The 25287-nt window shown below is 73.0% G+C and carries 32 protein-coding genes; 22 read left to right on the top strand and 10 right to left on the bottom strand.

Translation table 11 applies throughout. The features are described from left to right. Positions 1-38: 38 nt before the first annotated feature. Positions 39-554 (bottom strand): class I SAM-dependent methyltransferase, encoded by a 516-nt coding sequence (locus FHU40_RS01320; protein ID WP_183590496.1) that lies wholly within the window; start codon positions 552-554, stop codon positions 39-41. 63 nt (positions 555-617) lie between these two features. Here FHU40_RS01320 and dapB point away from each other — a divergent pair, with 63 nt between their 5' ends. Further along, positions 618-1364 carry a 4-hydroxy-tetrahydrodipicolinate reductase gene (gene dapB / locus FHU40_RS01315; RefSeq protein WP_343057660.1) on the top strand — a complete coding sequence of 249 codons (747 nt, stop codon included), beginning with the start codon at positions 618-620 and terminating at the stop codon, positions 1362-1364. A 134-nt stretch (positions 1365-1498) separates the two neighbouring features. Continuing rightward, positions 1499-1699, top strand: coding sequence for a hypothetical protein (locus FHU40_RS01310; protein WP_183590495.1), 201 nt, complete (start codon positions 1499-1501; stop codon positions 1697-1699). Between the two features lie 78 nt (positions 1700-1777). On the opposite strand, the gene FHU40_RS01305 is transcribed toward FHU40_RS01310, so the two are convergent. Genes FHU40_RS01305 through FHU40_RS01290 form a run of 4 tightly spaced genes read right to left on the bottom strand, consistent with a single transcriptional unit; the run spans position 1778 to position 3615 of the window. After that, positions 1778-2077 carry an AzlD domain-containing protein gene (locus FHU40_RS01305; RefSeq protein WP_183590494.1) on the bottom strand — a complete coding sequence of 100 codons (300 nt, stop codon included), beginning with the start codon at positions 2075-2077 and terminating at the stop codon, positions 1778-1780. Next, positions 2074-2772 carry an AzlC family ABC transporter permease gene (locus tag FHU40_RS01300; RefSeq protein ID WP_183590493.1) on the bottom strand — a complete coding sequence of 233 codons (699 nt, stop codon included), beginning with the start codon at positions 2770-2772 and terminating at the stop codon, positions 2074-2076. The genes FHU40_RS01305 and FHU40_RS01300 overlap by 4 nt, the downstream gene beginning before the upstream one ends. Positions 2773-2786: 14 nt before the next feature. Next, entirely contained in the window at positions 2787-3005 is a 219-nt protein-coding gene (locus FHU40_RS01295; protein WP_183590492.1) for a hypothetical protein, read from the bottom strand. 52 nt (positions 3006-3057) lie between these two features. After that, positions 3058-3615 carry a GNAT family N-acetyltransferase gene (locus FHU40_RS01290; RefSeq protein WP_183590491.1) on the bottom strand — a complete coding sequence of 186 codons (558 nt, stop codon included), beginning with the start codon at positions 3613-3615 and terminating at the stop codon, positions 3058-3060. 85 nt (positions 3616-3700) lie between these two features. On the opposite strand from FHU40_RS01290, the gene paaA reads away from it, so the two are divergent. Genes paaA through FHU40_RS01250 form a run of 8 tightly spaced genes read left to right on the top strand, consistent with a single transcriptional unit; the run spans position 3701 to position 9004 of the window. Then, positions 3701-4624 carry a 1,2-phenylacetyl-CoA epoxidase subunit PaaA gene (paaA, locus tag FHU40_RS01285; protein WP_183590490.1) on the top strand — a complete coding sequence of 308 codons (924 nt, stop codon included), beginning with the start codon at positions 3701-3703 and terminating at the stop codon, positions 4622-4624. Further along, positions 4621-4902 carry a 1,2-phenylacetyl-CoA epoxidase subunit PaaB gene (gene paaB / locus FHU40_RS01280; protein WP_183590489.1) on the top strand — a complete coding sequence of 94 codons (282 nt, stop codon included), beginning with the start codon at positions 4621-4623 and terminating at the stop codon, positions 4900-4902. The genes paaA and paaB overlap by 4 nt, the downstream gene beginning before the upstream one ends. Next, complete coding sequence (paaC, locus tag FHU40_RS01275) at positions 4899-5636, top strand: 1,2-phenylacetyl-CoA epoxidase subunit PaaC (RefSeq protein ID WP_183590488.1); 738 nt, start codon at positions 4899-4901, stop codon at positions 5634-5636. The genes paaB and paaC overlap by 4 nt, the downstream gene beginning before the upstream one ends. Then, positions 5633-6181, top strand: coding sequence for a 1,2-phenylacetyl-CoA epoxidase subunit PaaD (gene paaD / locus FHU40_RS01270; protein WP_183590487.1), 549 nt, complete (start codon positions 5633-5635; stop codon positions 6179-6181). Before paaC ends, paaD begins: the two co-directional genes overlap by 4 nt. A 29-nt stretch (positions 6182-6210) precedes the next feature. After that, positions 6211-7269 carry a 1,2-phenylacetyl-CoA epoxidase subunit PaaE gene (gene paaE, locus FHU40_RS01265; RefSeq protein ID WP_183590486.1) on the top strand — a complete coding sequence of 353 codons (1059 nt, stop codon included), beginning with the start codon at positions 6211-6213 and terminating at the stop codon, positions 7267-7269. Between the two features lie 34 nt (positions 7270-7303). Then, entirely contained in the window at positions 7304-7534 is a 231-nt protein-coding gene (locus tag FHU40_RS01260) for an antitoxin (RefSeq protein ID WP_183590485.1), read from the top strand. Then, positions 7531-7959: a TA system VapC family ribonuclease toxin gene (locus FHU40_RS01255; protein WP_183590484.1), complete on the top strand. Its 429-nt coding sequence runs from the start codon at positions 7531-7533 to the stop codon at positions 7957-7959. Before FHU40_RS01260 ends, FHU40_RS01255 begins: the two co-directional genes overlap by 4 nt. Positions 7960-7999: 40 nt before the next feature. Next, positions 8000-9004, top strand: a complete 1005-nt coding sequence (locus FHU40_RS01250; RefSeq protein ID WP_183590483.1) for an aldo/keto reductase family protein — start codon at positions 8000-8002, stop codon at positions 9002-9004. A 182-nt stretch (positions 9005-9186) separates the two neighbouring features. On the opposite strand, the gene FHU40_RS01245 is transcribed toward FHU40_RS01250, so the two are convergent. Next, positions 9187-9771 (bottom strand): DUF3043 domain-containing protein, encoded by a 585-nt coding sequence (locus FHU40_RS01245; protein WP_183590482.1) that lies wholly within the window; start codon positions 9769-9771, stop codon positions 9187-9189. A gap of 131 nt (positions 9772-9902) precedes the next feature. Here FHU40_RS01245 and FHU40_RS01240 point away from each other — a divergent pair, with 131 nt between their 5' ends. The 9 genes from FHU40_RS01240 to FHU40_RS01200 all read left to right on the top strand — a co-directional run bounded on the left by FHU40_RS01240 (position 9903) and on the right by FHU40_RS01200 (position 19101). After that, positions 9903-10718, top strand: coding sequence for a PspA/IM30 family protein (locus FHU40_RS01240; protein WP_183590481.1), 816 nt, complete (start codon positions 9903-9905; stop codon positions 10716-10718). Between the two features lie 36 nt (positions 10719-10754). Further along, a complete protein-coding gene (gene htpX / locus FHU40_RS01235) occupies positions 10755-11672 on the top strand; it encodes a zinc metalloprotease HtpX (protein ID WP_183590480.1) in 918 nt (305 codons plus the stop codon). Then, positions 11672-12259 (top strand): PspA-associated protein PspAB, encoded by a 588-nt coding sequence (gene pspAB / locus FHU40_RS01230; protein ID WP_183590479.1) that lies wholly within the window; start codon positions 11672-11674, stop codon positions 12257-12259. Before htpX ends, pspAB begins: the two co-directional genes overlap by 1 nt. 132 nt (positions 12260-12391) lie before the next feature. Beyond that, positions 12392-13531, top strand: coding sequence for a permuted SH3 domain-containing protein (locus FHU40_RS01225; RefSeq protein ID WP_183590478.1), 1140 nt, complete (start codon positions 12392-12394; stop codon positions 13529-13531). After that, positions 13528-14250, top strand: coding sequence for an ABC transporter ATP-binding protein (locus FHU40_RS01220; RefSeq protein ID WP_343057658.1), 723 nt, complete (start codon positions 13528-13530; stop codon positions 14248-14250). Before FHU40_RS01225 ends, FHU40_RS01220 begins: the two co-directional genes overlap by 4 nt. After that, the gene (locus FHU40_RS01215) at positions 14247-15473 is read left to right on the top strand and encodes an ABC transporter permease (RefSeq protein ID WP_183590477.1); all 1227 of its coding nucleotides are present in this window, start codon (positions 14247-14249) and stop codon (positions 15471-15473) included. Before FHU40_RS01220 ends, FHU40_RS01215 begins: the two co-directional genes overlap by 4 nt. A gap of 28 nt (positions 15474-15501) precedes the next feature. After that, positions 15502-16290 carry a hypothetical protein gene (locus tag FHU40_RS01210; RefSeq protein ID WP_183590476.1) on the top strand — a complete coding sequence of 263 codons (789 nt, stop codon included), beginning with the start codon at positions 15502-15504 and terminating at the stop codon, positions 16288-16290. Next, positions 16287-17831 carry an efflux RND transporter periplasmic adaptor subunit gene (locus tag FHU40_RS01205; RefSeq protein WP_183590475.1) on the top strand — a complete coding sequence of 515 codons (1545 nt, stop codon included), beginning with the start codon at positions 16287-16289 and terminating at the stop codon, positions 17829-17831. Before FHU40_RS01210 ends, FHU40_RS01205 begins: the two co-directional genes overlap by 4 nt. Positions 17832-17940: 109 nt before the next feature. Continuing rightward, positions 17941-19101, top strand: a complete 1161-nt coding sequence (locus FHU40_RS01200) for a sensor histidine kinase (RefSeq protein WP_183590474.1) — start codon at positions 17941-17943, stop codon at positions 19099-19101. A 32-nt stretch (positions 19102-19133) separates the two neighbouring features. On the opposite strand, the gene nadA is transcribed toward FHU40_RS01200, so the two are convergent. Together nadA and FHU40_RS01190 are read right to left on the bottom strand one after the other, a co-directional pair. Beyond that, positions 19134-20306 carry a quinolinate synthase NadA gene (gene nadA / locus FHU40_RS01195; protein WP_183590473.1) on the bottom strand — a complete coding sequence of 391 codons (1173 nt, stop codon included), beginning with the start codon at positions 20304-20306 and terminating at the stop codon, positions 19134-19136. Between the two features lie 50 nt (positions 20307-20356). Next, the gene (locus FHU40_RS01190) at positions 20357-21274 is read right to left on the bottom strand and encodes a GNAT family N-acetyltransferase (protein ID WP_343057656.1); all 918 of its coding nucleotides are present in this window, start codon (positions 21272-21274) and stop codon (positions 20357-20359) included. A 35-nt stretch (positions 21275-21309) separates the two neighbouring features. Here FHU40_RS01190 and FHU40_RS01185 point away from each other — a divergent pair, with 35 nt between their 5' ends. Both FHU40_RS01185 and erpA read left to right on the top strand, forming a co-directional pair. Continuing rightward, positions 21310-22407 carry a glycerate kinase family protein gene (locus tag FHU40_RS01185; protein WP_183590472.1) on the top strand — a complete coding sequence of 366 codons (1098 nt, stop codon included), beginning with the start codon at positions 21310-21312 and terminating at the stop codon, positions 22405-22407. Positions 22408-22477: 70 nt separating this feature from the next. Further along, positions 22478-22840: an iron-sulfur cluster insertion protein ErpA gene (erpA, locus tag FHU40_RS01180; RefSeq protein ID WP_183590471.1), complete on the top strand. Its 363-nt coding sequence runs from the start codon at positions 22478-22480 to the stop codon at positions 22838-22840. 482 nt (positions 22841-23322) lie between these two features. Here erpA and FHU40_RS01175 read toward each other — a convergent pair whose 3' ends face one another. Further along, positions 23323-23532 (bottom strand): hypothetical protein, encoded by a 210-nt coding sequence (locus FHU40_RS01175; protein ID WP_183590470.1) that lies wholly within the window; start codon positions 23530-23532, stop codon positions 23323-23325. Positions 23533-23596: 64 nt separating this feature from the next. On the opposite strand from FHU40_RS01175, the gene FHU40_RS01170 reads away from it, so the two are divergent. Continuing rightward, positions 23597-24580, top strand: a complete 984-nt coding sequence (locus FHU40_RS01170) for a carbohydrate kinase family protein (protein ID WP_183590469.1) — start codon at positions 23597-23599, stop codon at positions 24578-24580. Here the strand turns inward: FHU40_RS01170 and FHU40_RS01165 are convergent. Continuing rightward, entirely contained in the window at positions 24564-25250 is a 687-nt protein-coding gene (locus FHU40_RS01165) for a helix-turn-helix transcriptional regulator (RefSeq protein WP_183590468.1), read from the bottom strand. The two genes, FHU40_RS01170 and FHU40_RS01165, sit on opposite strands and share 17 nt — an antisense overlap. Between the last annotated feature and the right edge of the window lie 37 nt (positions 25251-25287).

Here is a 25287-nt window from a genome sequence, read left to right as displayed (position 1 = left end):
GGGAATAACCTAATGCAAGAGAAGTGAAGGATATTTCCTTATCTGCGACCGATGATGCCGACGACCGGCGGCGCCACCTGGTTGACCACCGAGACCCGGAAGCCGCCCCCCTGGAGTGCCGCCGAGGACTTGCGCACGATGTTGGGTACCAGTTCGGGGCGGTTGGCGTCGAAGAAGAGGTAGACCGCGCCGCCGGGCAGCACCCGCTCGTGGAGCAGCGCGATCTCGTCGGCGCAGTCGCGCACCCAGAACAGGTTGACGTTGAAGGCGAAGACCTTGTGCAGCCGCTTGACCGGCACCCGCAGCGTCGCGAGGTCGATCTGGCGCACGGTCAGTCGGCCGCTCTCGACGAAGCGGGCGCAGCGGCGCTTGGTGCGGTCGACGCCCGACTCGGACCGGTCGATCGCGAAGAGCTTCCCGGTGTCGAGCCGCTCGCAGATCATCTCGGCGCCGTAGCCGGGACCACAACCGATCTCGAGCACATGGTCCGTCGGCTGGACGTCCATGATGTCGACAGCCCACCGGATCCGCGGCGGGATCGTCTGCAGCGCCATGCGCCCAAGACTGCCAGACGGTCGCCGCCGAGTCAGGCACCGGCTGGCCGGTAGGTTGAGGGCGTGATCACGGTAGGTGTGCTCGGTGCGCGTGGACGAGTCGGCTCGGAGGTCTGTCGGGGGGTCGAGGCGGCCGCCGACATGGAGCTGGTCGCCGCGGTCGACGTCGGCGACGACCTCGACTCCCTGGTGACCTCCGGTGCTCGGGCCGTCGTCGACTTCACCCATCCCGACGCGGTCATGGACAACCTCGAGTTCTGCATCGACCACGGCATCCACGCCGTCGTCGGCACCACCGGCTTCGACGACGCCCGGCTGGACACCCTGCGCCGCTGGCTGGCCGACGCGCCGTCGGTCGGCGTGCTGATCGCGCCCAACTTCTCGATCGGCGCGATCCTGATGATGCGCTTCGCGGCCGCGGCAGCGCCGTACTACGAGTCCGTCGAGGTGGTCGAGCTGCACCACCCGACGAAGGCCGATGCGCCCTCCGGCACGGCTCGGCGTACGGCGGAGCTGATCGCCGCCGCCCGTCGCGAGGCCGGCGTCGACGCGATGCCGGACGCGACGTCCACCGGCCTCGACGGCGCCCGCGGCGCGGACGTCGACGGCGTCCGGGTGCACAGCGTGCGGGTTCGCGGTCTGGTCGCCCACCAGGAGGTGTTGCTGGGCGGGCCGGGGGAGACTCTCACGATCCGGCACGACTCACTGGACCGGGCGTCGTTCGTGCCCGGTGTCCTCACCGGCGTGCGCGAGATCGCTGCCCGGCCGGGCCTGACCGTCGGGCTGGAGCACGTCCTCGGCTTCATCTAGGGGTCGGCGCGAACTCGGTTGCCTGCAGGTTCGTGCATTGCAGGAACCTGTGCGTGCCGCCCGGTTCCACCGCTCGTTGACAGCGGCGAGGCTGCGAGTCCGTAGCCGCTCCTCGAGGTGGAGAAGGACGTGTCATGCGCAGGATCCCGGGACCCGGCGATGCGGGGCGCGTCGCCGCGGCCCGGACCGGGTACCGCGCCCCTGACGGTCCACCCGGCCCCGATGCCGGCCACCGCGGTGCCCGGACCCTGGACGTCGCGCGCGACCTCGGCGCCGCGGGCGATGTCCAGCACAGCGCGGTCGCCACGGCCCGGAGCGTCGTCGGCGTGAGCTGACCCTCTGGGAGACCGCGAGCGGGCCCGCGCCGACCTGGTCGGTGCGGGCCTTGCTGGGGGTGCCGAGGTCCGGTCCGGTCAGAGCATCCGGGCCAGGGCGGCGGCGAGCGCCGCGCCGAACACGACGACCAGGAACGGTGCCCGCAGCAGCAGGAGCGCCACGGCCACCGCGAGGCCGAGCGCGCGGGCGTCGAGCACCAGGTCGTGGCCGTCGGCGAACACCTGGACGGCCACCAGCGCCGAGAGCAGCGCGACCGGGATCAGGTCGGCGACCCGCTCGACCAGGGGCCGCTCGAGCACCCGTGGCGGCACCGACAGCCCGGCCAGCTTGAGCAGGTAGCAGCCGATCCCGGTGGCGACGACGGCGACCCAGATCACGGCGCGCTCCCCGGGGTGCTCCGCGACAAGGCCCCGGCGAGCAGGGCGACCGCGGCCGCCGCCAGCACGGGTACGCCGGCGGGCACGACCGGCACGGTCGCGAGCGCCACGACGGCGGCGGCGAGGGCGACCTGCAGGTTGCGGCGGCCGTGCAGCCGCGGCCAGAGCAGCGCCAGGAAGGCGGCGCCGACGGCGGCGTCGAGCCCGTAGGTGCGCGGATCGCCGATCGTGTTGCCGGCGACCGCGCCGATCAGCGTGGCGAGGTTCCAGAGCACGAAGATCGAGACGCCCGTGGTCAGGAAGCCGACCCGGGCCGCCGGGGTCGACTCGCGGGTCACCCCCATCGCGGTCGACTCGTCGATCAGCACGTGCGCCGCCAGGATGCGGCGCAGCCCGGTGAAGCGGAGCAGCGGCGCCATCCGCAGCCCGTAGAGGGTGTTGCGGGTGCCGAGCAGCAGGGCGGTCAGGGCGCCGGAGAGCGGTGCACCGCCGGCCGCGAGCACGCCGATCAGGGCGAACTGGCTGGCGCCGGTGAAGACCAGCAGCGACAGGGCGCAGGTCTGCGCCACCGACAGTCCGGCCGCGACCGAGACCGCGCCGAAGCTGACGCCGTACGCACCGGTGGCGATGCCGACGCCGAGGCTGTCGCGGACGATCGCGCGCCGCTCGCGGGGGTCCAGGGGCGCGACGGTCACCCGCCCGAGCGTAGCTAGTGACGGCGCACGCGCACCGGACGGGTGCGGTGGTGGAAGTCGTGCAGCAGCACGTAGTTGAGGAGCAGGCCCGCGAGCAGGCCCCAGCCGATGCCGGCGCCGATCAGGAGCGGCGCACCCATGACCTCGACGAGCCAGATCCCGGAGAGCATGCCCACGACGAGGGCGGTGACGATGACGAGCAGGCGGTGCAGGCGCGGCAGGGGTCCGAACACGGAGGTCTCCGATCTGGAGTGGACCTCCATCCTGGCCCGGGAGCCCAGGAAATCAAGGGGTGACTTCTGTGAGCGAGGTGTGCATCCTGATCTGCTTGACGAGGGTGCTGCCGGAGCCGTCGAGGTCGAGCTCGCGGTGCGCCCCGTCGGCCGCCCAGCCGGCGCCGGCGAGGAAGGCGCGCAGGGCGTCGTCGGTCGCCAGCACCCACTGCACGGCGCGCGCGAAGCGGTCGGCGGCCATCGTCTCCGCGGCGGCCTGGAGCAGCCGGGAGCCGTGCCCGCGCCCGCGCTCGTCGGGGTCGACGGTCAGCTCGGCCAGCTCGCCGTCGGCGATCGGGTCGCAGTCGGGGTCGGCCGCGGGGGAGCAGATCGCGAAGCCGACCACCCGGTTGCGCTCGAGGGCGACGAGCACCCGGTTGCGGGCGTCGCCGGGCCGGTCGAGGGCGGCGCGCCACGCCGCGGCGGCCGCCTCGGCGTCGTCGGGGAGTGCGTCGGCGGGCACCAGGCCGGCGTACGTCGTGCGCCAGGTGCGCAGCTGCAGCTCGGCGATCGCGGGCGCGTCGTCGGCCCAGGCGACGCGGACCGAGACGTCGGCGGTGGGACTGCTCATGTCCCGATCCTCTCAGCCGCGCGAGTTGTTACAGTACGCCGTTCGTCCGGAATGTAACTGTAACAACTCTGGTAGCGTGCCGAACGTGTCCTTCGACGACCTGCTCGCCGACGACGGTCGGGTGGAGCCGCGCGACCCGATGCCCGATGGCTATCGGCGGACGCTGGTGCGCCAGATCGCCCAGCACGCGCACTCCGAGATCATCGGCATGCAGCCGGAGGGAAACTGGATCAGCCGGGCGCCGTCGCTGCGCCGCAAGGCGATCCTGATGGCGAAGGTGCAGGACGAGGCCGGGCACGGGCTCTACCTGTACGCCGCGGCCGAGACGCTCGGCGTCGACCGGGCCGACCTGCTCGACCAGCTGCACACCGGCCGGCAGAAGTACTCCTCGATCTTCAACTACCCGACGCTCACCTGGGCCGACGTCGGCGCGATCGGGTGGCTCGTCGACGGCGCCGCGATCGTCAACCAGGTGCCGCTGTGCCGCTGCTCCTACGGCCCCTACGCCCGCGCGATGGTGCGGATCTGCAAGGAGGAGTCCTTCCACCAGCGGCAGGGCTTCGAGATCCTGCACACCCTGTCCCACGGCACGCCGGGGCAGCGGGCGATGGCCCAGGACGCCGTCGACCGCTACTGGTGGCCGGCGCTGATGATGTTCGGCCCGCCTGACGACGACTCGCCCCACTCCGCCCAGTCGATGGCGTGGGGGATCAAGCGGTTCTCCAACGACGACCTGCGCCAACGGTTCGTCGACATGACCGTGCCGCAGGCGGAGGCGCTCGACCTGACGCTGCCCGACCCGGAGATCCGCTGGAACGACGAGCGCGGCCACTACGACTTCGGCGAGGTCGACTTCGGCGAGCTCACCGAGGTGATCAAGGGCAACGGGCCGTGCAACCGCGAGCGGATGGCCCACCGCCTCCGGGCGCACGAGGACGGCGCCTGGGTGCGCGAGGCGGCCGCGGCGTACGCCGCGAAGCACGCGGTCCCCGAGGAGGGCGCCGCATGAACGACTGGCCGCTGTGGGAGGTGTTCGTGCGCTCGCGCCGCGGGCTCTCGCACGTGCACGTCGGCTCGCTGCACGCGCCGGACGCCGAGCTCGCGCTGCGCAACGCCCGCGACCTCTACACCCGACGCCAGGAGGGCATCTCGCTGTGGGTGGTGCCGTCGGCGCAGATCGTGGCGTCCGACCCGGGGGAGCGCGAGGCGTTCTTCGACCCCGCCGACGACAAGGTCTACCGGCACCCGACCTTCTACTCGGTGCCCGAGGGGGTCGAGCACCTGTGACCACCCCACCGAGCACCCTGTTCGACTACGTCCTCGGCCTGGCCGATGACGCGCTGGTCTCGGCGCAGCGGATGGGCTGGTGGATCAGCCGGGCGCCGGAGCTCGAGGAGGACGTCGCCCTCGCGAACATCGGGCTCGACCAGCTCGGGCAGGCACGGGCGCTGCTGACCTACGCCGGGGCGGTCGAAGGGGCGGGCCGCACCGAGGACGACCTGGCCTACCTGCGCGACGACCGCGAGTTCCGCAACGTCTGGCTGGTCGAGCGGCCGCAGGCGGACTTCGCCGTCACGATCGCGCGGCTGCTGGTCCTCGCGACCTGGCAGTCGGAGCTGTACGTCGCGCTCGCGTCGGCGTCCGACCCCACGCTCGCCGGCGTGGCCGGCAAGGCGGTCAAGGAGGTCGCCTACCACGTCGACCACGCCCGGCTCTGGACGCTGCGGCTCGGTGACGGCACCGAGGTGTCGCACCTGCGGATGCAGCAGGCGCTCGACGCGGAGTGGCCCTACGTCGAGGAGCTCTTCGCCCCCACCGCCGGCGCCCTCGTGGACCCGGGCGCGCTGCGCGAGGGGGTGCTGGGACGGGTCGAGGAGGTCGTCGTCGCGGCGACCCTGTCGGTCCCGCAGGTCGCACCGGCCATCGGGGGAGGCCGGCGCGGCCTGCACACCGAGCACCTCGGGCACCTGCTCGCGGAGATGCAGCACCTGCACCGATCGCACCCGGGAGCGGTCTGGTGACCGGCTTCGTCGACCGCAGGGCCGCCCCGACCGCCCCCTCGGCGGCCTGGAAGATCGCCGCCGACCTGCCCGACCCCGAGCTGCCGGTGGTGACGATCGGCGACCTCGGCATCCTGCGCGACGTCACCGAGGACGACCAGGGTCGCGTGCACGTCACGATCACCCCGACGTACTCCGGCTGCCCCGCGATGGAGACGATCAGCGATGACCTGGTCGACGCCCTGACCTCGGCCGGCTACCAGCACGTCGACGTGGAGTACGTGCTGTCGCCGGCATGGACGACCGACTGGATGACCGAGGAGGCGCGCGCCAAGCTCGCGGCGTACGGCATCGCGCCGCCAGGCCCGGCGGGTCCAGTGACGGGCCCGGCGGGGCAGGTGACGGGGCAGGTGACGGGGCCGGTCACGGTGCCGCTCGCCGTCCGGTGCCCGCGCTGCGGGTCGCCGGACACCCGCGAGTCGAGCCGCTTCGGGTCGACCGCGTGCAAGTCGCTATGGGTGTGCCGCTCCTGCCGGGAGCCGTTCGACCACTTCAAGGCTCACTGATGGGGCACCACTGATGGGGCACCGCTGAGGTGTCGGCGACCTTCCACGCGCTGCGGGTCGCGGCGATCGACGAGCTCACCGACGACTCGGTCGCGCTCACCTTCGAGGTGCCCGACGACCTGGCGTCCGACTTCGCCTGGCTGCCCGGCCAGCACCTGAACATCCGCGGCGGCGACGACGTACGCCGTTCCTACTCGATCTGCACGGCGCCGTCGTCCGGCCGGCTGCGGATCGGCGTCAAGCGCCTCCCCGACGGCGCCTTCAGCTCCGGGGTGCTCTCGACGCTCACGGTCGGCGACACGCTCGACGTGATGACGCCCGCGGGCCGGTTCACCACGACGGTGTCCCCGACCGCCGCCCGGCACGTCGTGGCCGTCGCGGCCGGCTCCGGCATCACGCCGGTGCTCTCGATCGTCACGGCGGTCCTCGAAGGGGAGCCGGCCTCCTCGGTGACGCTGGTCTACGTCAACCGGACGCACCGCTCGGTCATGTTCCTCGACGAGGTGCACGACCTCAAGGACCGCTTCCCGTCGCGGCTGCAGATCGTGCACGTGCTCTCGCGGGAGACCTCCGACGTGGAGCTGCTGTCCGGCCGGCTGGACGGCCCCCGCCTGTCGCGGATCGTCGCCGCCTTCGGGCTCGCCGGCGCCGACGACTGGTTCCTGTGCGGGCCGCAGCAGATGCTCGTCTCGGTCCGGTCCGCGCTCGCCGACCTGGGCGTCCCCTCGGCGCGGGTGCACAGCGAGCTCTTCCACGCCGACCCCGTCGAGCGGGCGCCCGTCGAGGCGCTGACGGGCGCACCGGACGGCGCGGCCCGGGTGACGATCCGCCTCGACGGCCGCGCGTCGTCGCTCGACCTGCGCCCCGACGACGTACCCGTGCTGGAGGCGGCCCTGCGGGTCCGCGCCGACCTGCCCTTCGCCTGCAAGGGCGGGGTGTGCGGCACCTGCCGCGCGCGCCTGGTCTCCGGCACCGTCGCGATGGACGCCAACTACGCCCTCGAGCCCGACGAGATCGAGCGCGGGTACGTGCTCACCTGCCAGGCGCACCCGACCTCCGAGGAGGTCGTCCTCGACTACGACGGCTGAGGCCGGGCGCCGCTGATGCGATAGCATCAGATGTATGCGCACCACTCTCGACATCGACGACGACGTGCTCATGGTCGCCAAGGAGCGCGCCCGACGCGAGCGTCGGTCGGCGGGCGCGATCCTGTCGGAGCTCGCCCGGCAGGCGCTGAACGATGCATCGGACCAGGCCGCCCGCGCCGACTACGGATTCCGGCCCCTGCCGTCCCGCGGCGGGCTGGTCACCAACACCCTGATCGACGAGATCGCCGCGGAACTCGAATCGTGAGGGCACTCCTCGACGTCAACGTGCTCCTGGCGCTGCTCGACTCCGACCACGTGAGTCATCGGCGGGCCTGGGACTGGCTGGACGCCGAGATCGACCAGGGATGGGCCTCGTGCCCGCTCACCCAGAACGGCTTCGTGCGGATCATCAGTCAGCCGCGCTACCCGAACCCGATCCGTTCCGGCCAGGCGATCGAGCTGCTGCGGCAGGCGACCGCGACCGCTCACCACGAGTTCTGGCCGGCGGAGGTCTCCGTGCTCGACGCCGAGCGGGTCCGCGCCGATCGCGTGCATGGACCGAAGCAGGTCACCGCCCTCTACCTGCTGGCACTCGCCGTGGCCCGCGGCGGCCGGCTCGTGACCTTCGACGAGTCGGTGCCGGTCTCGGCTGTGCCCGGCGCAGGCCGTGATCACCTGACGCTGTTGTGAGGGCGCAGGGCCCGTGCCGGGCGGCACTAGGGTCGGACCCATGCAGACTCGCAACCTCGGCGGCAGTGGACTGAAGATCTCGGAGATCGCCTACGGCAACTGGCTGACCCACGGATCCCAGGTGGAGGAGGATGCCGCGACGGCCTGCGTGCGGCAGGCGCTCGACGAGGGCATCACGACGTTCGACACCGCCGACGTCTACGCCAACACCGCCGCGGAGACCGTGCTCGGCAACGCACTGAAGGGTGAGCGGCGCGAGGGCCTGGAGATCTTCACCAAGGTCTTCTGGCCGACCGGGCCTCGCCAGCACAACGACCACGGCCTGTCGCGCAAGCACATCATGGAGTCGATCGACGGATCGCTGCGGCGGCTGCGGACCGAGTACGTCGACCTCTACCAGGCGCACCGCTATGACCACGAGACGCCGCTCGAGGAGACGATGGAGGCGTTCGCCGACGTCGTACGCCGGGGCAAGGCGCTCTACATCGGGGTCAGCGAGTGGCGCGCGGAGGAGATCCGGGCGGCGTACGAGCTCGCGCGGGAGCTGCGGATCCCGCTGGTCTCCAACCAGCCGCAGTACTCCATGCTCTGGCGGGTCATCGAGGCCGAGGTGGTCCCCACCAGTGCCGAGCTCGGTATCGGCCAGATCGTGTGGTCCCCGATCGCCCAGGGTGTGCTGACGGGGAAGTACCTCCCCGGCCGGCCGGCGCCCGAGGGCAGTCGCGCCACCGACGAGAAGGGCGGCGCGAACATGATCAGCCGCTGGATGCAGGACGACGTCCTCGAGCGGGTCCAGCGGCTCCGGCCGATCGCCGACGAGGCCGGCCTCTCGATGGCTCAGCTCGCGGTCGCCTGGGTGCTGCAGAACGACAACGTCTCCGCCGCCATCATCGGCGCCAGCCGGCCCGAGCAGGTCACCGACAACGCCCGCGCCTCGGGCGTCACCCTCGACGAGGCGACGCTGCAGGCGATCGACGAGGTCGTCGGCCCGATCGTCGAGCGGGACCCCGCCCAGACCCAGTCGCCGTCGCGCCGCGACTTCTAGCGGTCCGGGTGGTCGGTGCGTGCGTCGCCGGCCGCGGTTTCATCAAGGGATGAGGGTCGAGCCGCGCTTCCCAGGGTGGACTCAGCCAGGGAAGCGCGGGTTCGCCTGCATCCCTTGGTGAACCGCCGACACCCGGCCCCCGGCACGGCCAGCCAGCGTCGCCGAGCCTGGGAGCCGACCGCCTAGCGGTCGTAGTCGTCCGGGAGCGCCTGCCCGATCTTCACGCGGGGCTTGGGCAGGCGCATGAACTTCATCTGCATGGCGCGGGTGATCGCGTAGTAGGTCGTGCCCTTGAGGCTCTTGTCGGGGAACCGACGGGCCAGCTCGCGGCGCAGCCGGAACCGCAGCCAGAACATGTCGAAGAGGACGACGATCACGATCACCAGCAGCAGCGTGTTGCCCCACTGGGCGAGCGACGGGTTGCCGGAGTAGCCGAGGATCATCGTGATCAGCAGCAGCGGGATCACCAGCTCGATCATCGAGAACCGGGCGTCGACGTAGTCGCGGATGAAGCGGCGCACCGGGCCCTTGTCCCGCGCCGGGAAGTAGCGCTCGTCGCCGTCGCGCATCGCCTGGCGGACGGTCTTGCTCGACTCCGAGCGCTGCTTGCGCTGCGCCGCCGACTGCTCCTTGCGGGTCCGGGGCTGCTTGACCCGCGCCTTGGCGGCGGCCTCCGCCTCCTTGCGCGTCGGGGTCGGACGACCCTTGCCGCCCACCTTGGTGGGAGTCGGCTCGGGGGCGGGTTCGGACTTGCTGCGACGGAACAACGCGGGGCCTTCGGAGAGCGGGGACGAGAGGTTGACCTCAGACTACCGGCGGCGCCGCTGTGGTTCCCATTGCGGCTGTCCGTCTAGGGTTGACTCCGAGACCGGACCGTATCGAGAGGGACCACGCCGCAATGGGACTCTGGCAGCGCTTCACCCTGATCTTCAAGTCGAAGGCGAGCAAGGCGCTCGACCGCGCCGAGGATCCCCGCGAGACCCTCGACTACAGCTACCAGAAGCAGCAGGAGCTGCTCTCCAAGGTACGTCGTGGGGTGGCCGACGTCGCCACCAGCCGCAAGCGGGTCGAGCTGCAGATCAACCAGCTCGAGCAGCAGTCCACGAAGCTCCAGGACCAGGCGCAGAAGGCGATCGCCGTGGACCGTGAGGACCTCGCCCGCGAGGCGCTCACGCGCAAGTCCGGTCTGACCACGCAGATCACCGACCTCAAGACCCAGCACGCCCAGCTCCAGGCGGAGGAGGAGAAGCTCACCCTCGCCCAGCAGCGGCTGCAGGCGAAGGTCGAGGCGTTCCGCACCCGCAAGGAGACGATCAAGGCGACGTACACCGCCGCCGAGGCGCAGACCCGTATCAACGAGGCGATGTCGGGCATCGGCGACGAGCTGGGCGACGTCGGCCAGGCGATCCAGCGGGCCGAGGACAAGACCGCCCAGATGCAGGCGCGGGCCGGCGCGATCGACGAGCTGATCGCCTCCGGCGCGCTCGACGACGTCACCGCGACCAACAGCGGCGACGACATCGCGCGCGAGCTCGACGCGCTCAGCTCGCAGGCCGACGTGGAGGCCGAGCTAGCCGCGCTCAAGGCCGGCACGGCGCCCACCCCGCCGGCGGCGATCGAGGGGGCCGACGACAGCGGGGACGTCCTCGAGGCGGCCCCGGAGAAGCAGGCACAGGAGAAGGCCCAGGAGAAGGCAGAGGGCGAGCAGGCCTGAGTCCCGCCCGTTTGAGCCGTCCCGGAGAATAAGGGCATGGCACGCACGCGATTCGTCGGCGATCCCGGGCTCACCGCCCGGATGACCACCGTGATCTTCCTGCTCGGTGCGCTGTTCGTCGGCATCATCGCGATTCTGATGGCGCTGTTCTGGAACAGCCCGCTGCTCGTCTTCCTGATCGGCATCGGCGGAATCGGTGTCGCCTGGTTCCAGTGGTACAACTCCGACAAGGTCGCCATGAAGGCGATGCGGGCCCGCGAGGTGACCCCGGAGCAGGCGCCCGAGCTGCACGCCATGATCGACCGCCTCTGCGTGCTCGCCGACATGCCGAAGCCCCGGGTCGGCGTCGCCGACACCGAGCTGCCCAACGCGTTCGCGACCGGCCGCTCGCCCAGCCACTCCGCGGTGGTGGTGACCACCGGCATCCTCCAGCGCCTCAACGGCGAGGAGCTCGAGGGCGTCCTCGCCCACGAGCTGTCCCACGTCGCCCACCGCGACGTGCTGGTGATGACCGTGGCCTCGTCCGCGGGCATCGTCGCCGGCATGCTCACCCGGGGCGCGCAGTACGGCGCGATCTTCGGCGGCAACCGGCGTGACAACAACAACGGCCTCCCGGTCTGGCTGATCGTCCTCGTCGTCAGCCTGATCACGTACGCCGTGAGCTTCCTGCTCCTCAAGCTGCTCTCGCGCTACCGCGAGATGTCGGCCGACCGGGCCGGCGCCTACCTCACGATGAAGCCCGAGGCGCTCGCCTCGGCGCTGCAGAAGATCACCGGCGAGATCAACACGATCCCCGACCGCGACCTGCGCGCCTCGCAGCCGATGAACGCCTTCTTCATCGCGCCGGCCGTCAAGGGCGTGTCGATGCGCACCCTCACCTCGACCCACCCGACGCTCGAGCAGCGCCTGGAGCAGCTGGCGAAGATCCGCGCCGAGCTGGACCGGTCCGCCTGATGGGCCTCTGGGACGTCATCACCGGCCGCTCCCGCCCCAAGGCGCCCCGTCTCGACGCGCTCTTCCACGTGCCGAGCGCGGCGATCACGCTGGAGACGAGCCTCGGCCTGCGGCCGACCGGCACCGGCTCGGTCTGCTACCGGGCGGCGACCGGCAACGCCTTCGCGCAGGTGCAGTCGGAGGTCGTCGAGCTGCTCAACGCCGACCCCGGCCAGCCCGACGTCGAGCTCAGCCAGGACGAGTACGGCTTCACCTGGCTCGTGGTCCGCGACGACCCCGACATCGCCGACCTTTGCACCGACCTGCACGCGGTGAACACCTCGCTGGAGGAGCAGGGGTTCGGACCCGGCCTGCTCTGCTCGCTGATCCCGTTCGCGGGCGCCGACGGTCGCCGGGTCGGCCTGGTCTACCTCTACAAGCAGGGCACCTTCTACCCGTTCGCGCCCCAGGGCGGCTCCGCCGGGGCGGGGGAGCGGCAGCGCGACAACCTGCTCGAGCTCCAGCTGCGCGACACCCTCGCCGGCGAGCTCCCGATGGAGCAGGACCTCGGCCGCTGGCTCGCGGTCTGGGGCGCCCCCGGCCTGTAAGGCAGGTCCGCCCACAGGTCCGCCCCACAGGCCACGCACAGGTCGACCCGAGGAGCGGCACAGCCCGCCCCGGCAACGTCTCCCTCGCGGCGCCGACCGGTCCCGCATCGACCCACGTCGAGAGGGACCCCCGTGCGCCTGCCCGCCCGTCGTCGCTCGCGTGTCCTGCTGGGCGGCGCCCTCGTGGCGCTGGTCGCGGTCGCGAGCACCGGCGCCTGGCTGTCGACCCGCGACAGCTCACAGGCCGCCTCCAGCACCACCGCGACCGTGTCCACGGAGACCGTCCGCGACACCGTCACGGCCGACGGGTCGGTCGCCGCCAGCAGGACCGCCGACGAGTCGTTCGCCGTCGCCGGCCGGGTGACCCGGGTCGCCGTCGCCGAGGGCGAGAGGGTCCGCAAGGACCAGGTGCTCGCGGTCGTCGACGATGCCGCCCTGGTCGCCACCCGGCGCGCCGCGCAGTCGTCGTACGACGCCGCCCTGGCCCAGCTCGACGACGACGAGGACTCCGGCGCCGGCGACGTCCGGCTCGCCAGCGACCGGGCCGCAATCGTCTCGGCCCGCGCCGCCCTCGCCGACGCCCGCAGCGCCGTCGAGGACGCCACCCTGCGCGCCTCGATCAAGGGCACGGTGACCTCGGTCGACCTCGCCGAGGGCGACACCGTCGGGTCGACCGCGCCGACCGCAGACGCGGACACCTCGGCCGGCACGATCTCGATCGTCTCGACCGGCAGGTACGTCGTGGACGCGACCGTCGCCGCCGCCGACGTCGACCGGCTCAAGCGGGGCCTGCAGGCCGAGATCGCCGTCACCGGCGTGGCCGACACCGTCTACGGCACCGTCGAGGAGGTCGGCCTGGTCGCGCGGACCAACGACAGCGGCGCCGCCGTGTTCCCGGTGACGATCGCGGTCACCGGCCGGCGCCACGACCTCTACGCCGGGGTCTCGGCGACCGCGACGATCGTCGTCAGGCAGCGCGAGGGCGTGCTCACCGTGCCGAGTCGGGCGCTCACGACCGAGGACGGCACGACCTACGCCATCCAGGTCGAGGACGGCGAGGAGACCAGGGTCGAGGTCGAGACCGGCGAGGCGTTCGGCGTGACGACCGAGGTGGTCTCGGGGCTCGAGGAGGGCGACACGGTCGTCGTGCCGGGCCTCGAGCGGATCTCCGGTGGTGGCGGGGGAGGCCGGCAGGGCTTCCCGGATGGTCAGCTGCCGCAGCTCCGGATGGACGGCGGCCAGCCCGCGATGCCGGGCGGCCCGGCCCAGTGAGCGCGACGACGAGCACCCCGCCCATCATCGGGCTCGACGGCGTCCGCAAGACCTACCGCACCGGCAGCCTGGAGTTCGAGGCGCTGCGCGGCATCGACACCGCGATCCGCGAGGGCGAGTACGTCGCGGTCGTCGGCCCGTCCGGCTCCGGCAAGTCCACGCTGATGAACATCCTCGGCTGCCTCGACAACCCCACCGCCGGCAGCTACCTGCTCGCCGGCGAGGACGTGTCGACCATGTCGGAGGCCCAGCTGGCGGAGGTGCGCAACCGCCGCATCGGCTTCGTCTTCCAGCAGTTCAACCTGCTGGCCGGCCTGCCCGCGTGGCGCAACGTCGAGCTGCCGCTCGTGTACGCCGGCCTGCCCCGCCAGGAGCGACGCGAGCGGGCCGTGGCCGCGCTGGAGCGGGTCGGGCTGGCCGACCGCACCGCGCACCGGCCGGGCGAGCTCTCCGGCGGCCAGCAGCAGCGCGTGGCGGTCGCCCGGGCGCTGGTGGCCGAGCCGGCGATCATCCTGGCCGACGAGCCCACCGGCAACCTCGACTCCCGGTCGACCGCCGACGTGCTCGACCTGCTCGACGGGCTGCACGACGCCGGCCGCACGATCGTGCTGATCACCCACGAGCACGACGTCGCCGGCCGCGCGAGCCGCAACCTGGTCATCGACGACGGCCGGATCGTCTCCGACACGCCGACCGCGCGGGCGGGAGTGCCCGCGTGACCTGGGTGGAGACCCTCCGCGCGGGCGCGGAGGCCGTGCGGGCACACCGGATGCGGTCGCTGCTGACCATGCTCGGGATCGTCATCGGCATCGCGTCGGTGATCCTCACCGTCGGATTCGGCCAGGGTGCGCAGCAGCAGGTGCGCGACGAGATCGACGCGCTCGGCAGCAACCTGCTGATCGTGTCGCCGGGCAGCAGCACCGACTCCGGTGGCATGCGCGGCGGCTTCGGCTCGGCGACCACGCTCACGCTCGAGGACGCCGCGGCCATCGGCGACGACACCGCCGCGCCCGACGTACGCCGGGTCGCGCCGACGACCTCGTCGTCCGCGTCGCTGACGGCGGGGGAGACCAACTGGACGACCTCGCTGGTCGGTACGACGCCCTCGTGGCCGGACGTCCGCGCCCGCTCGCTGGCGTCGGGCCGGTTCTTCACCGCCGACGAGGTCGCCTCCGGCGCCCCCGTGGTGGTGCTCGGACCGGACACCGCGAGCGAGCTCCTCGGGCTCGGCAGCCCGGTCGGGCAGACCGTGACGATCGCCGGCCAGCGGCTGACCGTGATCGGCGTGCTCGACTCGAGCGGCGCCTCCGAGTCGGGCGGCTCCGAGGACGACCAGGCGATCCTGCCGATCAGCACCGCCCAGGCGCTGACCGGCGCCACCTCGAGCTCGGTGTCGACGATCTACGTCGAGGCGGCGTCGCAGGCGACGCTCAGCGCGGCGTACCAGGAGGTCCAGAGCCTCCTGGCCACCCGGCACGGCGTCACCACGACCGACGCGGACTTCGGCATCTCGACCCAGGAGTCGCTCGTCGAGACCGCGAACTCCACCAACAGGACGCTCACCGTGCTGCTCACCGGCATCGCCGCGATCTCGCTGCTTGTCGGCGGGGTCGGTGTCATGAACATCATGCTGGTCTCGGTCACCGAGCGGATCCGCGAGATCGGGCTGCGCAAGGCGCTCGGCGCGACGCCCCGGGTGATCGGCCGGCAGTTCCTGGTCGAGGCGTCGATGCTCGGCCTGGCGGGCGGGGTCGTCGGCCTGCTGGTCGGCGTCGTCGGCTCGTGGGTGCTGCCGCCCCTCATCGACCAGCCGGTCACCCTCTCGGCGCTGGCCGTCGGCGCGGCGCTGCTGACCTCGCTCGCCCTGGGCGTCGGCTTCGGGGTCTACCCCGCGAGCCGCGCCGCCCGTCTCACGCCCATCGACGCCCTCCGCAGCGAGTGAGGCTGCGCCCCTACGAAAGGCCCTCCCCATGACCCTGACCCGCCTCACCCTCGCCACCGCGTCGTCGGTGCTGCTCCTCGCGACCCTCGCCGCCTGCGGCGCCGACGACGAGGCGACCGACGCCGCTCCGCAATCGGGCGGCATGCCCGGCGGAGCGGGCCTCCCGGGTGCCGCCGGCGAGGTCGCCGCCGTGTCGGGCCGCACCGCCCAGGTGCAGAGCCCGCAGGGCGGCCAGGTCGCCGTGACCTGGACCCGGGACACCACGTTCACCGAGCAGGTGGGCGGCACGCTCGACGACGTCGCCGTCGGCGCCTGCGTCCTGGTCACCACGGACGATGCCTCCGCGGACGCGACCGCGCCGACCGCGGTCACCGCCGCCGGCGTGCGGCTGACCGACGCGAACGCCGACGGGAGCTGCGGCCCCGGCGCCGACGGTCCCGGTGGCGGTCAGCGGCCGGAGGGGACGCCGTCCGACCTGCCGTCGGACGCGCCGGACGGCGGCCGGATGCGCGGCTTCGGCACGCTCGGCGAGGTCACGCGGGTGTCCGCGGCGGGCTTCACGCTGAGCGCGACGACCCCGGGCAGCGACGAGAACGCCGAGGTCACGGTCACCGTCGACGACGCCACGACGTACACGACGACGGTGGCGGCCACGGCCTCCGCCGTGGTGGTGGGCCGCTGCGTCACCGCCCGCGGCGACAGCGACGACACCGGCGCGGTCACGGCCGACACGATCGGCGTCTCGGACCCGGTCGACGGCGAGTGCGCGGGCGGCCTCGGGTTCGCGATGCGCGGCCCGGGCGACGGTGCCGCGTGAGGATCCCGCGCCGCGCCGTCGTCGGTGTCGCGGCCCTGTCCGTCGTCGGGGTCGGCTGGGCGGCGTACGCCGCGCAGGCCGACGACCCGTCGTACCGCACCGCCCGCGCGACCGTCGGCGAGGTCGAGCAGACCCTCGACCTGTCCGGCACCGTGGAGCCGGCCGGGCGGGCCGACCTCGCCTTCGCCACCTCCGGCACCGTCGCGACGATCGCGGTCGAGCCCGGCGAGCAGGTGCGCGCCGGGCAGGCCCTCGGCAGGCTCGACGACGAGACGCTGCGCCGGGCCGTGCGGTCGGCCCGCGCCACGCTGGCGGTGGCCCGCGCGCAGCTCGAGTCCGACATCGATGCCCAGACCGTCGCGGTGTCGCAGGCGGGCGGCGGATCGCCCTCCGCGCCTGCCCAGACGCCCCAGGCTCCCCAGAGTCCCCAGGCTCCCCAGACCTCGGAGTCCCCCGCGGAGCCGTCGGGGTCTCCGAGCCAGGATCCGGACCTCGCCGCGCTCGCCGAGCAGCAGCGGGCGGTCGTCGCCGCGCAGTCGACCGTGTCGGCGTCGCTGGTCGCGGCGCAGCAGGCGCTCGTCGCCCAGCAGGCCGCCTGCGTCGACGTGACCGGCCAGGCGTGCACCGACGCCCTGGGGGCGGTGCAGGCCGCGCAGCAGCGGGTGGCCACCGACCAGCAGGCGCTCCAGGACGCCCTCGACGCGCTCGGCGCGACCCTGTCGGAGGCCGGAGCTGCGGCCGATCCCGCCGCGGCCACGTCGACCTCCGGCGAGGCCCCCATCGTGCTCGTCGCCGAGGAGACCCCCGGCGGCACGGTCACCGCGGCGACGCTCGCCCACGACCAGGCCGCGATCGACCAGGCGCGCGCCGACCTGGTCGCCGCCCGCCAGGAGCTCGCGACCGCCACCGTGACCGCGCCGTTCGCGGGCCGGATCGTCGCGGTCGACGCCGCCGTCGGCGACTCGGTCGCGGCGGGGACGGACGTCTTCGTGCTGGTCTCCCGGGGCACCACGACCGTCCGGGTCGCGGCGACCACCGCCCAGGTGCAGGACCTGAAGGTCGGCCAGCGGGCCACGGCCGCACCCGCCGGTGCCGAGCGGTCGCTCGCCGGCACCGTCACGCAGGTCAGCTCGGTGCCGGACGACGACTCGGCGTACGCCGTGACCATCACGCTGAAGCGCAAGCGCCTCGACCTCGCGACCGGACTGACCGCCTCGGTCGCGGTCGTCACCGGCGCGGCGACCGACGTCGTCACGGTGCCGGCGTCGGCGGTGTCCGACGGCACGGTGCTGGTGCTCGACGGCGGCGTCGCCACGCCGACGCCGGTCACCACCGGGGTCGCCGGCGGCACCCGGGTCGAGATCACCGACGGGGTGTCGCCGGGCGATCAGGTCGTGCTCGCCGACCTCGACCGGGCGCTGCCGAGCGGGGACAGCGGGACCGGCGGACTCCGGTTCGGCGAGGGCGGCCTCCCCGGCGTCCCCGGTGGCGGGATGGTGCAGTTCCGTGGCGGATCGGGTGGCCAGCCGTTCGGCCGGTGAGGGGCCCGCGCCGACGAGGCGGCGGCCCGGATAGCCTGCGGGCTTCGAGGCCGGGGCCGATGCCCCGGCTCTCGGTCCGGGTACCTCGAGCCGATGGGGAGGCTGACGGATGGCGATCGCGCCTGTGCAGGACGAGCGGCGGGTCGCGGAGATCGGGCGCTACCGGGTGCTCGTCGAGCCGCCGCGGCCGGACCTGCTCGCGCTCGTGGAGATCGCCGCGCAGGTGGCGCTGGTGCCGATGGCGACGATCAACCTGCTCACCGACACCGAGCAGCACCAGATCGCCACCCACGGGTTCGACGCCTCGGTCTGCCGGCGCGAGGACTCGATGTGCGCGACCGTCCTCGAGGAGGAGGCGCCGGTCATCGTGCCGGACGCCAGCAAGGACCCCCGCTTCGCGGACAACCCCTTCGTGACCGGCGCGATCGGGCGCGTGCGGTTCTACGCGACCCACCAGCTGCGCACGCCCGACGGCGTCGTGATCGGCACGCTGTGCGTCTTCGACGAGCAGCCGCGCACGCTGGCCGACGAGCAGGAGAGCGCCCTGGTCGGGCTGGCCGACCGGGTCGTCGACCTGCTCGAGCTGGAGCTGCGCACCCGCGAGCTGCAGCGCTCCAACGAGCAGCTCGCGGCGTTCGCCGGCCAGGTCAGCCACGACCTGCGCAACCCGCTCACCGCCGTGACGATGGCGCTGCGGATGCTCGACGACGAGCTCGACGGCGACGGGGACATGGGCTTCCTCGTGCAGCGGGCCATCGGCGGTGCCGACCGGATGCAGTCGCTCATCGACGACCTGCTCAAGTTCGCGCGGGTCGGCGGCGAGCTGCAGCGCGGCCCCGTCGATCTCGGCGGGGTCCTCCGCGACGTCGTCGAGGACCTGGCCGTGCCGCTGACCGGGGCGACGATCGTCACGGGCGATCTCCCGACGGTGACGGGCGACGCCGTGCAGCTGCGCGCGGTGCTGCAGAACCTGGTCGCGAACGCCGCCAAGTTCACCCGGGCGGGCCGCCCGCCGCACATCGAGGTCGACAGCACGGTGGTCAACGGTCGCTGGCGGATCGAGATCTGCGACCGCGGACCGGGCATCCCGGAGGACCAGCGGGAGCGGGTCTTCCAGCCCCTCGCGCGCATCGACGAGGACGTCGAGGGCTCGGGCATCGGCCTGTCGACCTGCCGCCGCATCATCGAGGCCCACGGTGGCCGCATCGGCCTCGGGGAGGCGGCGTACGGCGGGACCTGCGCCTGGTTCGAGCTGCCCGAGCAGTCCTGAGGACCCGCCCGGTTCCGGGCGCGGCCCGCCGGTCAGTCCTTGGCGGTCCTGCCCGGCAGGGCGAGCATCCGCTCGAGCGCGACCAGCGCCCACTTCTCGGTCTCGGCGTCGACCTCGATCCGGTTGACGACGGTGCCGGCGACCAGCGACTCGAGCGTCCACACCAGGTGGGGCAGGTCGATCCGGTTCATCGTCGAGCAGAAGCAGACGGCCTTGTCGAGGAAGACGATCCGCTTGTCGGGGTGGGCGTCGGCGAGCCGCTTGACCAGGTTGAGCTCGGTGCCGATCGCCCAGCTGGAGCCCGCGGGCGCGGCCTCGATCGTCTGGATGATGAACTCGGTCGAGCCGACCAGGTCGGCCTTGAGCACGACCTCGTGGCGGCACTCGGGGTGCACCAGGATCGTGATGTCGGGGATCTCGGCGCGCAGGTCGTCGACCGCCTCGGGGGAGAAGCGGCCGTGGACCGAGCAGTGGCCGCGCCAGAGGATCATCCTTGCGTCGCGCAGCTGCTCGGTGGTCAGTCCGCCGTTCGGGCGGTGCGGGTCCCAGACCACGCAGTCGTCGACCGAGTAGCCCATCTTCAGCACCCCGGTGTTGCGGCCCAGGTGCTGGTCGGGGAAGAAGAGGATCTTGGCGTCGGGTTTCTGCTCGACCGCCCACTGCAGCGCGACGTCGGCGTTGCTCGACGTGCAGACGAGTCCACCGTTGCGCCCGCAGAACGCCTTGATGTCGGCCGAGGAGTTCATGTAGGTCACGGGGACGACGGAGTCGCCGATCCCGGCCTTGACCAGCGCATCCCACGCCATCTCGACCTGGGTCAGCCGGGCCATGTCGGCCATCGAGCAGCCCGCCGCGAGGTCGGGCAGGACCACCTGCTGGTCGGGGCCGGTCAGGATGTCGGCCGACTCGGCCATGAAGTGCACGCCGCAGAAGACGATGTACTCCGCGTCCGGCCGGGCCGCCGCCTCGCGGGCGAGCTTGAAGGAGTCACCGGTGACGTCGGCGAACTGGATGACCTCGTCGCGCTGGTAGTGGTGCCCGAGCACGAACACCTTCTCGCCGAGCGCGTCCTTGGCCGCTCGCGCCCGTGCGACCAGTGCGGGGTCGGACGCCGGGGGCAGGTCGCCCGGGCACTCCACCCCCCGCTCGCTGTTGAGGTCGGTGCCGCGCCCGAGTGGGAGCAGCGGGAGATCCACGGTCGCCATGGCCGAATCCTAGTCCTGGGGGTCGGGTGCCGAACTTCCGGTGCGGGGCACTACAGGAGTGCACCGTTGTGAACGTACGGCGCGGGCGGCTTCATCCCGCGCAGGCCGAGGTAGCCCTCCTGGTGCAGCGCGAGCCGCGCGGCGAAGCCGACGTCGAGCACCCACTGGTTGGCCCCCGTCACGTGCCCGACCGTGATCTGCTCGGGGCCCTCCGCCAGCGCCGCCCACAGCAGCCGGGTCGCCGTGCGCCGGTTGCTGGCGGCCAGCAGGGCCAGCTGGCCGCGCTCGTTGAGGTAGGCGTAGCCCGACCCGGTCGAGGTGTCGGAGACCAGCAGCCGCCAGGTGCGCAGCATCAGCTCGTGGTCGGGACCGTGCCCGGCGCCGCGGGCCGCCCGGTCGAGGGAGTCCATCAGGTCGACGTCCGCGGCCGAGCCCTCGCGGACCTTCCGCACCGCCGGGATCGCCGACCGGTCCATGGCGCCGGTGAGGTACATCTGCGGATGCAGCTCGAACCCGGCCTGGTGGTACACCCGCACGGCTCGGGGATCCGACGACGCCGACAGCATCGCGCGGGTGCTGGCCGCGCCGTGCTGGAGCGCCGCCGCGAGCAGGGGCTTGCCGATGCCCTGCCCCTGGCGGCCCGGCAGCACGGCGTACGTCGCCAGGCACCACAGCGTCTCGCGCCGGAACGAGGTGGCCATGCCGACCATGCCGGAGGCGTCCTCGGCCACCCAGCAGCCGCCGGGGTCGGTGCGCACGAAGTGCCGGGTCCGCTCGATCCACACCGCACGGTGCGCCTCCGAGCGGCGCTCGGGCTCCGGGTCGGTGCCGCGCCGCTGGCGGGTGTCGAGCTCGAAGAACCCCTCGTCGCTCACCCGCTCCGCCGCCGGGACGTCGTCGAGGGTCATCGGCCGGATGATCAGGCCGCTCAGGGGGTCGTGCCGGGGGCCGTTCTGGGGGTCTGCCACGACGCCGACCCTAGGCAGTCCGCCAGGATGGGCGCATGCGCATTCTGGTCGCCCCCGACAAGTTCGCGGGCACGCTGACCGCCGTGGAGGCCGCCGACGCGATCGCGGCGGGCTGGCGGCGACGGGCCCCCGACGACGAGATCGACCTGGCGCCGATGGCCGACGGCGGCCCCGGCTTCGTCGACGTGCTGCACGCGGCGCTCGGCGGCGACCTGCTCGCGGTGACGGTCCGCGGCCCGCACGGCGAGCCGACGCCGGCGTCCCTGCTGGTGGTCGAGCACGACGGGGTGCGCACGGCGTACGTCGAGAGCGCCCAGGCCTGCGGCGTCCACCTGACCGGCGGGGAGCGGGCGGAGGAGGCCACGACGTACGGCGTCGGCGAGCTGGTCCGCGCGGCCGTCGACACGGGTGCGGGGCGGGTCGTGGTCGGGCTGGGCGGGAGCGGCACCAACGACGGGGGAGCCGGGCTGCTGGCCGCCCTCGGGGCCACCGCCGACCGGCCGCTCGACCGGGGCGCCGCCGGGCTCGCGGGCATCGGCCGGGTCGACCTGCCGTCGGTGCCGGTCGAGCTGGTCGCGGCCACCGACGTCGACAACCCGCTGACCGGCCTGTTCGGGGCGACCAAGGTCTTCGGCCCGCAGAAGGGCATCGCCGACGACCGGCTCCCGGTCGTCGACGGCTGGCTGGAGGAGCTCGCCGTGGCCACCGACCGCCGGGTGGCGCTCGGGGAGGGCGCCGGCGCCGCCGGGGGCCTCGGCTTCGCGCTGCTGCTGCTCGGCGCCACCCGCCGGCCGGGCATCGGGCTGGTCGCGGACAGCCTCCGGCTGGCCGAGCGCGCCCGGACCGCCGACCTCGTCGTCACCGGCGAGGGGGCGTTCGACTACTCCAGCCGTGGCGGCAAGGTGCCGTACGGCGTGGCCGAGCTCGCCGGGGAGGCGCTGCGCCCCTGCGTGGTGCTCGCCGGACGGGTCCAGGTCGGCTCGCGGGAGATGCGGGCCCTGGGCGTCGAGTCGGCGTACTCGCTGGTCGACCTGACGGGGGAGGAGCGCGCCTTCGCCGACCCCGCCGGGGCGCTGGCGGACCTCGCGGAGCGCGTGGCGCGCACCTGGTCGCCGCGAGGTCACGCTGGGTGACCGGAATAACCGCCGGTGTGCGACCATTGGGGCTAGCAAGACACTTCCATCGACTTCGGGAGAACAGCCCATGACCGAGCAGGTCGAGACCACCACCGAGCGCCACGCCGACTCCATCAACCTGAGCCCGGTGGCCGCCGCCAAGGTGAAGAGCCTCCTCGAGCAGGAGGGCCGCGACGACCTCGCGCTGCGCATCTCGGTGCAGCCCGGTGGCTGCTCGGGCCTCCGCTACCAGTTGTTCTTCGACGAGCGCAGCCTCGACGGCGACGTCGTGACCGACTTCGACGGTGTGGCCGTCGTCGTCGACCGGATGAGCGTTCCCTACCTCAACGGCGCGATGATCGACTTCGTCGACTCGATCGAGAAGCAGGGCTTCACGATCGACAACCCCAACGCCACCGGCTCCTGCGCCTGCGGCGACAGCTTCCACTGAGCTGAGTGACAGCAAGGCCCCGTCGGTGCACGACCGGCGGGGCCCGCTGCATTTGCTCGGTGGTTGAGGTGTGAGGGCCGCCAGGCCCGAGCCTCGAAACCACCCCGCTGACGGCGTTAGTGGTGGCGGTTGCCTGTTGGCTGTCCGGGTTTCGAGACGGTTGCTAGCGCAACCTCCTCAACCACCGGTGCGGTGGTTGAGGTGTGAGGGCCGCCAGGCCCGAGCCTCGAGACCATCGTGCTGATGGCGTCGGTGGTGGCGGTTGCCTGTTGCCTGTTGGCTGACCGGGTTTCGAGACGGTTGCTAGCGCAACCTCCTCAACCACCGGTGCGGTGGTTGAGGTGTGAGGGCTGCCAGGCCCGAGCCTCGAGACCACCCTGCTGACGGCGTCGGTGGTGGCGGTTGCCTGTCGGCTGTCCGGGTTTCGAGACGGTTGCTAGCGCAACCTCCTCAACCACCGGTGCGGTGGGTGCGAGGGCCGCTCACTCCCCGTCGAGCTGCAGGTGCAGTGCGCGGGCCAGACGGGCGGCGGCCTCGGGGACCTCGATCTGCGCCGCCTTGGGCTGCTCCCGCGACAGCTCGCGCGCCGTCGCGGCGAGCGGGCCGGCGAGGGCGGCCTGCGCCGCCAGGCAGTCGATCCGCATCTCGGCGGGCGTCGAGGCGTCGTCGTAGGCCAGTCGGGCGTTGCTCATGACATCGACCGTAAGTGCTACCGGCCGGTCGGGGTAGCAGTTCGCCTCGGTAGTCTCCCGTGTCATGTCGCTGCTGATCGCGGGCTCCATCGCCACCGACCACCTGATGAGCTTCCAGGGGAAGTTCCGCGACTCGCTGGTGGTGGAGCAGCTGGACAAGATCTCGTTGTCGTTCCTGGTCGAGGATCTCGAGATCCGGCGCGGGGGCGTGGCGGCGAACATGTGCTTCGGGCTCGGCCAGCTCGGCCTGCGCCCGGTGCTGGTCGGTGCGGCCGGCGAGGACTTCGCCGACTACCGCTCGTGGCTGGAGCGGCACGGCGTCAACTGCTCCCACGTGCGGATCTCCGACACCCGGCACACGGCGCGGTTCGTGTGCACCACCGACCCGACCGGCGCCCAGATCGCCTCGTTCTACCCGGGCGCGATGAGCGAGGCGCGGCTGATCGAGCTCGGCCCGGTCGTCGAGCGCGTCGGTCACCCCGACTACGTGCTGATCGGCGCCGACGACCCCGACGGGATGCTCCGGCACACCGAGGAGTGCCGCCAGCGCGGCTACGCCTTCATCGCCGACCCGAGCCAGCAGCTGGCGTTCAGCGATGGCGAGCTGATCCGCGAGCTCATCGACGGCGCTGCGATCCTCTTCTCCAACGAGTACGAGTCGCACATGATCGAGCAGAAGACCGGCTGGTCGGCGGCCGAGGTCCTCGACCGGGTCGGCGTGCAGGTGACCACCCTCGGCAAGGACGGCGTGCGCGTCGAGCGCGCGGGGGAGCAGCCGATCGTCCTGCCCGCGGCCCAGGACGTCACCGCGGTCGAGCCGACCGGTGTCGGCGACGCCTTCCGCGCGGGCTTCCTCGCCGCCGTCGCGTGGGGCCTCGGCCTCGAGCGGGCCGCCCAGGTGGGCTGCGTGCTCGCGGCGTACGTCGTGGAGACGGTCGGCACGCAGGAGTACGCCTTCACCCCGGCCCAGTTCCTCGCCCGCCTCGAGCACTCCTACGGGAGCGACGCAGCCGCGGACATCGAGCCGCACCTCAAGTCGATCGGCTGACCTCCGGGCCGATCCGGCCCTGCACGCAGCACATCCCGGGCTCGGGCGCGAGGCAGGCGCTGACGTCGCAGCCGATCCCGTCGGCGACCCCCTGCACGAACGACCTGTTGATGCCGCACACCAGCTCGGTGTGGCTGCGGGCGAGCGTGTCGAAGGGGCAGTTGGCCAGCAGCACGGTGTCGCCGTCCACCCGGGGCTCGAAGCCGTGGTCGGCCAGCACCCTCGTGAACGCCGCGACGTCGCCGGGCGCCGCCTCGGCGCCGATCGCCCGCCCGATCTCCGCGGCCGCCGTGTCGATCGCCGTGTCGACATCCGGGCCGGAGGCACCGCTCGCCCGCTCGATGCCGCTGGCCAGGATGTGGCCCACCAGGTCGTACTTCCGGTCGGGCAGGGAGATCGCGACCGGGTCCTCGGCCCGCTTGTAGAGCTTGCTCGGGCGTCCGGCGCCAGGTCCGGTGCGGCCGCCGAGGCGGCGGTACTCCGCGGTCAGCAGCCCCGCCTCGACCAGCCGGTCGAGGTGGAAGTTCGCCGTGTGCGGCGCCAGGTCGAGCGCGGTCGCGGCCTCCTCGCGGCCCACGGGCTCCCCGCGCGCCACGACGTACTCGTAGAGCGCCAGGCGGATCGGCTCCGCGAGGGCACCGACGCTGGCGGCCTGGGCGGCGAGGTCCACGACGGGCGGCTCCTTGTCTAAAACAGAAAACTCTTGA

Source organism: Nocardioides soli, from assembly GCF_014191495.1.
Taxonomy (GTDB): domain Bacteria; phylum Actinomycetota; class Actinomycetes; order Propionibacteriales; family Nocardioidaceae; genus Nocardioides; species Nocardioides soli.
The sequence above is the reverse complement of the archived record's forward strand: the minus strand, read 5'-3'. Positions and strand labels throughout refer to the sequence as shown.